Annotated in this window: 11 protein-coding genes and 1 pseudogene; 4 read left to right on the forward strand and 8 right to left on the reverse strand. The window is 73.0% G+C overall.

Going from position 1 to position 7,842, the window contains the following annotated elements:
- From BJF79_RS53825 to BJF79_RS27400, 4 genes are all read left to right on the forward strand, one after another.
- Window positions 1-315: acetyl-CoA carboxylase biotin carboxyl carrier protein (locus tag BJF79_RS53825; RefSeq protein WP_316043448.1), on the forward strand; the 315-nt coding region annotated here is incomplete at its 5' end.
- A gap of 14 nt (window positions 316-329) precedes the next feature.
- Window positions 330-1,679, forward strand: coding sequence for an acetyl/propionyl/methylcrotonyl-CoA carboxylase subunit alpha (locus tag BJF79_RS27390; RefSeq protein WP_075901661.1), 1,350 nt, complete (start codon window positions 330-332; stop codon window positions 1,677-1,679).
- 3 nt (window positions 1,680-1,682) lie between these two features.
- A complete protein-coding gene (locus tag BJF79_RS27395) occupies window positions 1,683-2,774 on the forward strand; it encodes an ATP-binding cassette domain-containing protein (protein WP_075901663.1) in 1,092 nt (363 codons plus the stop codon).
- On the forward strand, window positions 2,771-3,559 hold the full coding sequence (locus tag BJF79_RS27400; RefSeq protein ID WP_083734000.1) for an ABC transporter permease: 789 nt from the start codon (window positions 2,771-2,773) through the stop codon (window positions 3,557-3,559). Before BJF79_RS27395 ends, BJF79_RS27400 begins: the two co-directional genes overlap by 4 nt.
- Window positions 3,560-3,663: 104 nt before the next feature.
- Here the strand turns inward: BJF79_RS27400 and BJF79_RS27405 are convergent, their stop codons facing one another.
- The 8 genes and pseudogenes from BJF79_RS27405 to BJF79_RS27435 form a co-directional block, all read right to left on the reverse strand.
- Window positions 3,664-3,972: an antibiotic biosynthesis monooxygenase family protein gene (locus BJF79_RS27405; RefSeq protein WP_075901665.1), complete on the reverse strand. Its 309-nt coding sequence runs from the start codon at window positions 3,970-3,972 to the stop codon at window positions 3,664-3,666.
- Entirely contained in the window at window positions 3,969-4,316 is a 348-nt protein-coding gene (locus BJF79_RS27410; RefSeq protein WP_075901667.1) for an antibiotic biosynthesis monooxygenase family protein, read from the reverse strand. The genes BJF79_RS27405 and BJF79_RS27410 overlap by 4 nt, the downstream gene beginning before the upstream one ends.
- Window positions 4,316-4,903: pseudogene (locus BJF79_RS27415) on the reverse strand (SDR family NAD(P)-dependent oxidoreductase); the annotation flags it as partial. The gene BJF79_RS27410 and the pseudogene BJF79_RS27415, both read right to left, overlap by 1 nt.
- Window positions 4,891-5,046, reverse strand: coding sequence for a hypothetical protein (locus tag BJF79_RS61865; protein WP_262402661.1), 156 nt, complete (start codon window positions 5,044-5,046; stop codon window positions 4,891-4,893). The pseudogene BJF79_RS27415 and the gene BJF79_RS61865, both read right to left, overlap by 13 nt.
- A gap of 62 nt (window positions 5,047-5,108) precedes the next feature.
- Window positions 5,109-5,315, reverse strand: coding sequence for a DUF1772 domain-containing protein (locus tag BJF79_RS51545; protein WP_083734002.1), 207 nt, complete (start codon window positions 5,313-5,315; stop codon window positions 5,109-5,111).
- 259 nt (window positions 5,316-5,574) lie between these two features.
- Entirely contained in the window at window positions 5,575-6,051 is a 477-nt protein-coding gene (locus BJF79_RS27425) for an SRPBCC family protein (RefSeq protein WP_075901669.1), read from the reverse strand.
- Window positions 6,052-6,133: 82 nt separating this feature from the next.
- Window positions 6,134-6,397, reverse strand: coding sequence for an acyl carrier protein (locus BJF79_RS27430; protein ID WP_075901671.1), 264 nt, complete (start codon window positions 6,395-6,397; stop codon window positions 6,134-6,136).
- Window positions 6,398-6,428: 31 nt separating this feature from the next.
- On the reverse strand, window positions 6,429-7,700 hold the full coding sequence (locus BJF79_RS27435) for a beta-ketoacyl-[acyl-carrier-protein] synthase family protein (protein WP_075901673.1): 1,272 nt from the start codon (window positions 7,698-7,700) through the stop codon (window positions 6,429-6,431).
- Between the last annotated feature and the right edge of the window lie 142 nt (window positions 7,701-7,842).

A 7,842-nucleotide genomic window follows, 5' to 3' on the forward strand; every position in this document is an offset into this window, starting at 1 on the left:
CGCACCGGCGGGCGCCGGGAACGGCGGCGACGGGGACGCGGCCGTCGCCGTCGCGGCTCCCGCGGTCGGTGTCTTCTACCGCCGCCCGGAGCCGGGCGCCGCGAGTTCGTCGAGGTCGGCCAGGAGATCGCGGCCGGCCAGCAGGTGGGGATCCTCGAGGCGATGAAGCTGATGAACCCCATCGAGTCCGAGGAGGCCGGCCGCGTCGCCGAGATCCTCGTGGCCGACGAGACCCCGGTGGAGTACGGCCAGCCGCTGATCAGGCTGGCCCCCCTCGACGACGCCACCGCCGCCGCCGACCATGACGGCCCCTGACGACAAGGACTTCGATGTTCAACACCGTACTCATCGCCAACCGCGGCGAGATCGCCCTGCGCGTCGCGCGCACCTGCCGCGAGATGGGCATCCGCACCGTGATCGCGCACTCGACCGCCGACCGGGACAGCGTGCCCGTCCGCTACGCGGACACGGCCGTCCAGATCGGCCCGCCCCCGACCCGGCACAGCTACGGCAACGCCGCCGCGATCGTGTCGGCCGCCCTGCAGGCCGGTGCCGACGCCGTCCACCCCGGGTACGGCTTCCTGTCCGAGGACCCGTACTTCGCCGAGGTCTGCGCGGTGGAGGGGCTGACGTTCATCGGCCCGTCCGCCGAGGTGATCTCGCTGCTGGGAGACAAGATGCGCGCCCGCGCGTTCGTCGGCGAGCTCGGCCTGGACGTGCTGCCGGGCAGCGACCCCGAGCAGGAGGGGGCCGCCGACCTGGCCCGGGACGCCGCCCGCATCGGCTACCCGGTCATCATCAAGGCGTCCGCGGGCGGCGGCGGGCGCGGCATGACGATCGTCGAGGACCCCCGCGACTTCCCGCGCGCGTTCGCCGAGACGCGGCGGACCGCGCAGTCGCTGTTCGGCGACGCCCGCGTGTACGTGGAGAAGTACCTGGAGACGGCCCGGCACATCGAGGTCCAGATCGTCGCGGACTCGCACGGCAACGCCGTCTACCTCGGCGGGCGCGACTGCTCGGTGCAGCGCCGCCGGCAGAAGCTCATCGAGGAGAGCCCGCCGCCGTCGGTGCCGGCCGCCGAGGTCGACCGGGTGGGCCTGCTGGCCGCCAAGGTGGCGCGCGAGGCCGGGTACGTCGGCGCCGGGACGTTCGAGTTCGTCGTGGACGAGGACGACCGGTTCTACTTCCTGGAGGTCAACAGCCGGATCCAGGTGGAGCATCCGGTGACGGAGATGGTCACCGGTATCGACCTGGTGCGCGAGCAGCTCGCCGCCGCGTCCGGCGGGCGGCTGTCGATCCGGCAGCAGGACGTGATGACGCGGGGCGCGGCGATCGAGTGCCGGATCAACGCCGAGGACCCCGAGCGGAACTTCCTGCCCACCCCCGGGCTGATCGAGTCGTTCTCGGCGCCCGGCGGCCCGTTCGTCCGGGTCGACACGCACGCGGCGACGGGCGCGCGGATCACCGCGGACTACGACTCGCTGCTGGCGAAGGTCGTCGTGTGGGCGCCGGACCGGCCGCAGGCGATCGCGCGGATGGACCGGGCGCTGGCGGAACTGGTGGTGACCGGACGCAGCGTGCGCACCACGACCGCGTACCTGCGGAAGGTGCTGGCGCACCCGTTGTTCGTCGAGGCGGCGCACCGCACGTCGCTCGTCGAGCAGATGAGCGAGGACTGAGCCGTGGAGGCGATCTACGCGCGGGACGTGGTGAAGCGCTTCGGCGAGTCGGCGGCGCTGGACGGGCTCGACCTGTCGGTGGCGGCCGGGACGGTGCTGGGGCTGCTCGGGCCGAACGGCGCGGGGAAGACGACCGCGGTGCGGATCCTGACGACGCTGCTCAAGCCCGACGCGGGCACGGTCCGGGTCGCGGGGCTCGACGTCGTCGGCCAGGCGGACCTGGTGCGGCGCTCGATCGGGCTGTCCGGCCAGTACGCGGCCGTCGACGAGCAGCTCACCGGCCGGGAGAACCTGGTGATGTTCGCCCGGCTGCACCGGCTGCGGGGCCGCGCCGCCCGCGCGCTGGCCGACGAGCTGCTGGGCCGGTTCCGGCTGGAGGACGCCGCCGACCGCGTGGTGCGGACGTACTCGGGCGGGATGCGCCGGCGGCTGGACCTCGCGGGCGCGCTCATCACCCGCCCGAAGGTGATCTTCCTGGACGAGCCGACGACCGGGCTGGACGTCCAGTCGCGGCTCGACGTGTGGGAGACGGTGCGCGGCCTGGTGTCCGACGGCGCGGCGCTGCTGCTGACCACCCAGTACCTGGAGGAGGCGGACACCCTGGCCGACGACATCCTGATCCTGAACCGGGGACGGACGATCGCGCGCGGCACGCCGGACGAGCTGAAGGCGTCCGTGGGCGGGGAGCTGCTCGAACTGTCGCTGCTCGACCAGGGGGCCGTCCCGCTGGCGGAGGCGGTGCTGCGCGACGCGGCGGTCTCCGCGTACCCGGCCGCCGGGGCGGACCCGGCGGCGCGCCGCGACGGACCGGACGACGTGCAGGTGGACGTGCAGGTCGCGACCCGCACGCTGACGATGCCGGTCCGCGACGGGGTGCGGGCCCTGGCCGAGGTGTCGGCGGGGCTCGCCCGGGCGGGCGTCGCCGCCCGCGGCCTGTCGCTGCGCCGCCCGACGATGGACGAGGTGTTCCTCGCCCTGACCTCGGACGCCGCGGACGGACCGTCCCCGGACACCGCTCCCCCGGACGAACCGTCCTCGGACGAGCCGTCCCCGGACGAACCGGGGCGTGCGGGCGACAGGGGGCTGGTGCCGTGATCTCCGCGATGACCGCGACCGGCTGGGCCGTCCGCGACGGATGGATCGTGATGGACCGGCACCTGCGCCATGTGCGGCGGGTCCCGCAGATCCTGTTCTTCTCGACCGTGCAGCCGGTCGTCTTCCTGTTCCTGCTCGCCGCCGTCTTCGGGCGCGCGGTGCAGGTGCCCGGCATCGAGTACGCCGTGTTCCTGGTGCCGGGCGTGTTCGTGCAGTCGATGTCGTTCTCCGGCGCCTCCACGTCCGTCGGGCTCGCCGAGGACATGCGCGGCGGGTTCATCGACCGGTACCGGTCGCTGCCGATGTCGCGCTCGGCGGTCCTGGTCGGACGGATCGCCGCCGACGCCGTCCGCAACCTCCTCGTCGTCATCGGCCTGGCGGCGGTGGCGCACCTGATCGGCTTCCGGTTCGAGACCGGGCCGCTGGAGGTGCTGGCCGGGCTGGCGATGCTGCTGCTGTTCGGGCTGAGCCTGTCGTGCGTCGGCGCCTGCATCGGGCTCGCCGCGCGCACGCCCGAGGCGGCGCACATGGCCAGCACGATCTGGATCTTCCCGCTCGTCTACACCAGCACCGCGTTCGTGCCGATGGAGCTGCTGCCGGAGTGGTTGCGGGTCTGGGCGGGCTACAGCCCGGTCACCGCCGTGGTGGGCGCCATGCGCGGCCTGTTCTTCGGCTACGGCGACACGACGGGATCGCTGATCCTCACGCTGTCGTGGTCCGCGCTGATCGGGCTGGTCTGCGTCCCGCTCGCGGTGCGGCTGTTCAACCGTGCCGCGAGCCGCTGACGGCCGCGAGCCGCGGCCGGGGCGCGTGAGCGCGGGGCGCGAAGACACGACGAGAAGGGCCCGGGGCGAACCCCGGGCCCTTCCTCGTGCGTCCGTCCGCCGCCTCAGTAGGCGGCGGTCACCTCGTAGATCCCGAAGGGCCGGTCCATGGCCCGGTCCTGGTAGGGCCGCAGCGGCGCGGTGGTGCCGCGGTGCCCGGCCCCTTCCTCCCAGGTCCGGAACGCCTCGGCGCTCTCCCACTCGCTCATCACGATGAAGCGTCCGGGCTCCAGGGCGGAGGTCAGCAGCTCGTTGCCGAGCAGCCCCGGGGTGCCGGCGAGCGCCCGGCTGATCCGGTGGTAGGCGTGCTCGACCGCCCCGGGGTCCTCCTCCGGGGCGGTCGCGTGCAGCAGCACCCTGAGCCGGCCGGTCATGCGTCCCGGACGGCCGCGCCGGTCATCGCGTACACGACGTTCATCGTGGTCATCGATCCGCCCGACCGGTACGGGTGGAGCTTCTGGCGGTGCTCGACGTGCGCGTCGCTGTGCTCGAACTCGCGGAAGCGCTCCTCGTCCGTCCAGTCGCTGACGACGAAGTACACGCCGTCCTCGTCCGCGCTGCGCGACAGCCAGTGGCCGAGGTTCGCCGGGTGGCCGACGATCGCCGTCCCGACCCGGTGCCAGGTCTCCTCGAACTCGCGCTCCATGCCGGGGCGGATGTCCATCCGGAGCATCACCCGGAACGCCGTGACGTGCGTCGTGTCCGCCGTGGCCGCCATCAGATGCCCCCGTCCACGTGGATGGTCTCGCCGTGCACGAACGACGACAGGTCGCTCGCCAGGAACAGGACGGCACCGGCGATCTCCTCGGGGCGGCCGAGCCGGCCGAGCGGGATCATCCGCTGGTAGCGCTCCCGGACGGCCTCGGGCACCTCCGCCTCGGTCTCCACCGGTCCCGGCGCGACGACGTTGACGCGGACCGAGCGCGGCCCGAGTTCCTTGGCCACCGACCGGGTGAATCCGATGAGACCGGCCTTGGCGGCGGTGTAGTGGGCGCGCTGCGGGATCCCGATCGTGGCGACCCGGGATCCGACGTTGATCACCGACGCGCCCTCGCCGAGCAGCGGGAGCATCGACTGCAGCAGGGTGTAGGCGGACGTCAGGTTGGTGTTCAGGACGCGGTCCCACTCCTCGGGCGGCAGCTCCTCGAACGGGACATGGCTGATCACGCCCGCGTTGTGGACGAGCGCGTCGACGCGGCCGAACCGGGTCCGCGCCTCCTCGGTCAGCCGCTCGATACCGGCCGGGTCCGCCACGTCGGCCTTGACGACCTGGTGGTCGCCGCCGCGTTCCTTCAGCTCCCGGGCGAGCGACTGGGCGGCCTCGCCGTCGCCGCGCGCGCAGGTGAGGACGTCGCCGCCGGCGCGGCCAGCGCGAGGACGATCGCGCGGCCGATGCCGCGCGTCCCGCCCGTGACGACCGTCTTCTTACCGTTCAGGGGGATGTTCATGTACCTCTCCGAAAGGGTGGGGCGGGCGCGCGCGCGCCCGCGGCGTCGCCGCGATCGCGCGGCTACATCAGGGCCAGGACCCCGCCCGCGTTGAGCCCGAGGGCGGCGGCGGCCAGTCCCGTGCGCAGCAGGTTCCAGTTGCGCCAGCGGCGCCGCGGGTCCGTCCGGGACCAGTCGTCCGGGCGGACGGCCGGGTCCAGGGACATCACGAACCGGTTGATCGGCACGTTCTTGATCACGGAGATGGCCATCACGGTCACCAGCAGCACGCCGCGCGCCGAACAGGGCGCGGCCGGCCTGCTCCGGAGCCGTCACGACCAGCGCGAGATCGAAAAGGATCGTCAGCACGTGGGTGATCGGCATGAACGGGTCATAGCGGGGCCAGAGGAACTGGATCGTCTCGACGTAGCGGCCGTAGGACTGCGCCGCCGTCATCGGCACGATGCCCATCGCCGTCGACAGCATGATCCCCGCGGTGATGCCGTTGCCGAGCACCGCACCGGCCGCGAGCAGCTCGGCGACCACGGGTCACGCCGCCGCGGCCGCTTCGACGAGCCCCTTGATGCGCTCCATCTGCACTCGGGTGTTGCGGTTGAGCCGCTCGGTCATGCCCGCGTCGTCGACGGGCGCCTCCGGCTTCATCCGGAAGTCCTGGATCCACCGCATGAGGACGCCGTCGTCCTCCTGCCGGTACTCCCAGTTGATGTTCATGAACTCGAAGACGCCCGTCTCGACCCGGTGGGCCTCGACCGTGCGCGTCGCCGGGTCCGGCGTCCGCTCCGACACCCAGCTCCAGACGGTGCCGTTCTCGTCGGGGTGCAGCGCCAGCCGGAACACGAAGGTGCCGTCGCGCTCCTCGATGATCTCCGCCTCCGCGTACTCGCTGAACAGCCGCGGCCAGGACTCGATGTCGTTGGTCATGTCCCAGACCAGGTCCATCGGGGCGTCGATCTTGATCGAGTTGTCGGTGTGCCCCACGGTCTGCTCGGCGGTCTTCTCCACCATGGCTTCCTCTCCTCCCGCACCGGGCGGGTCGTCGTCTCGGGGGTGTCCGTCTCAGGGGGTGCCCGTCTCGGGACGGTCGGGGTCAGGCCACCGGGAGGCGGCCGGCGACGTAGCCGACGGCCTCTTCCGGCGTCTTCATCTGCTCGACCGCCTCGTCGGGCATCGCGATCCCGTACTCCTGTTGCACCCGGGCGGCCAGTTCGAGGACGGCCAGCGAGTCGTAGCCCAGCTCCTCGAACGAGAGCTCGCCGATGTCCCCGTCGAGGTCCACGCCGCTCTCGCCCGCGCACTCCCGGATGAGCCGCCGGACGTCGTCGAGCGTGAACCGCGCCGTCTGTTGCTCCATGTCCTGTCCGTCCTCTCCCGCGATGGGTAGGTCACGCCGCGAGGCTGAGCAGCATCGCGGACTGGAATCCGCCGAACCCGCTGCCGACGCTCAGCACGGTGCCGAGCCGCTGCTCGCGGGCGGTCAGCGGTACGTAGTCCAGGTCGCACTCGGCGTCCCGGTCGTGCAGGTTCGCGGTCGGCGGGACCGCCTGGTGTTCGAGCGCGAGGGCGCACGCGGCGACCTCGATGGAGCCGATCGCGCCCAGCGAGTGCCCGACCATCGACTTGATCGAGCTGACCGGGACCTCGTAGGCGCGGCCGCCGAGGCTGCGCTTGAACGCCGCCGTCTCGTGCCGGTCGTTCTGCTTGGTGCCGGAGCCGTGCGCGTTGATGTAGTCGATGTCGTCGGGGTTGACGCGGGCCTGCCGCATCGCCGTCCGGACGGCCTCGGCCATCTCCCGGCCGTCCGCCTTGAGACCGGTCATGTGGTAGGCGTTGCTGCGCCCGGCGAACCCGGCGATCTCGGCGTAGATGTGCGCCCCGCGCCGCATCGCCGCGTCCCGCTCCTCCAGGACGAGCGCCGCCGAGCCCTCGCCGAGGACGAACCCGTCGCGGCTGCCGTCGAACGGACGGGACGCGTGCGCGGGATCGTCGTTGCGCGCCGACGTCGCCTTGATCGCGTCGAAGCACGCCGCGGTGATCGGCGAGATCGGCGCGTCCGTCGCACCGGCCACGACGACGTCCGCCGACCCCTCCCGCAGGAGCTGGACGCCGTGCCCGACGGCGTCCAGTCCCGCGGTGCAGCCGGTGGAGATCAGCGACACCGGCCCCTCGGCCCCGCTGGCGCGGGCGACCTCGGCGGCGATCGTGCTCGGCACCATGTAGCCGTAGAGCTGCGGGACGCCGTACCGCCAGTCGATGTTCCAGTCGCGGCCGCCGTCGCTGAGGACGACGTACTCCTCCTCCAGGCCCATCGTGCAGCCGACGGCGCTGCCGAAGCTGACCGCGATCCGCTCCGGCGGCACGTCCGACGGTTCGAGCCCGCTGTCGGCGAGCGCCTCCCGGGAGGTGACGACGCCGAACTGGGCGGCCCGGTCCATCCGCCGGATCTGCCGGGGCGTGAGGCCCTCGGCGGCCGGGTCGAAGTCGCACTCGGCGGCGATGCGGGAGCGGAAGCCGGTGGCGTCGAAGAGCGAGATGGCGCGGGTCGCGGTGCGCCCGTCCATCAGCATCTCCCAGAACGCCTTGGCGCCGACGGCGCCCGGGGCGACCACCCCGACGCCGGTCACCACGACCCGGCGGCCGCCGCTGGGACGGGTCATCCCGTGCCTCCGACCTCGGGCCCCGACTCGGCCGGGGCCGGCGGCTCCTCGGTGTCGACGTGCCCGAGTTCGGGCCGCGGCGCCAGCGGGGACAGGTGGAAGACGGCGAACGCCTCGTCCGTCCCGGGGTTGGTGACGCGGT

Origin of the sequence: Actinomadura sp. CNU-125 (genome assembly GCF_001942465.1) — a bacterium.
Taxonomy (GTDB): domain Bacteria; phylum Actinomycetota; class Actinomycetes; order Streptosporangiales; family Streptosporangiaceae; genus Spirillospora.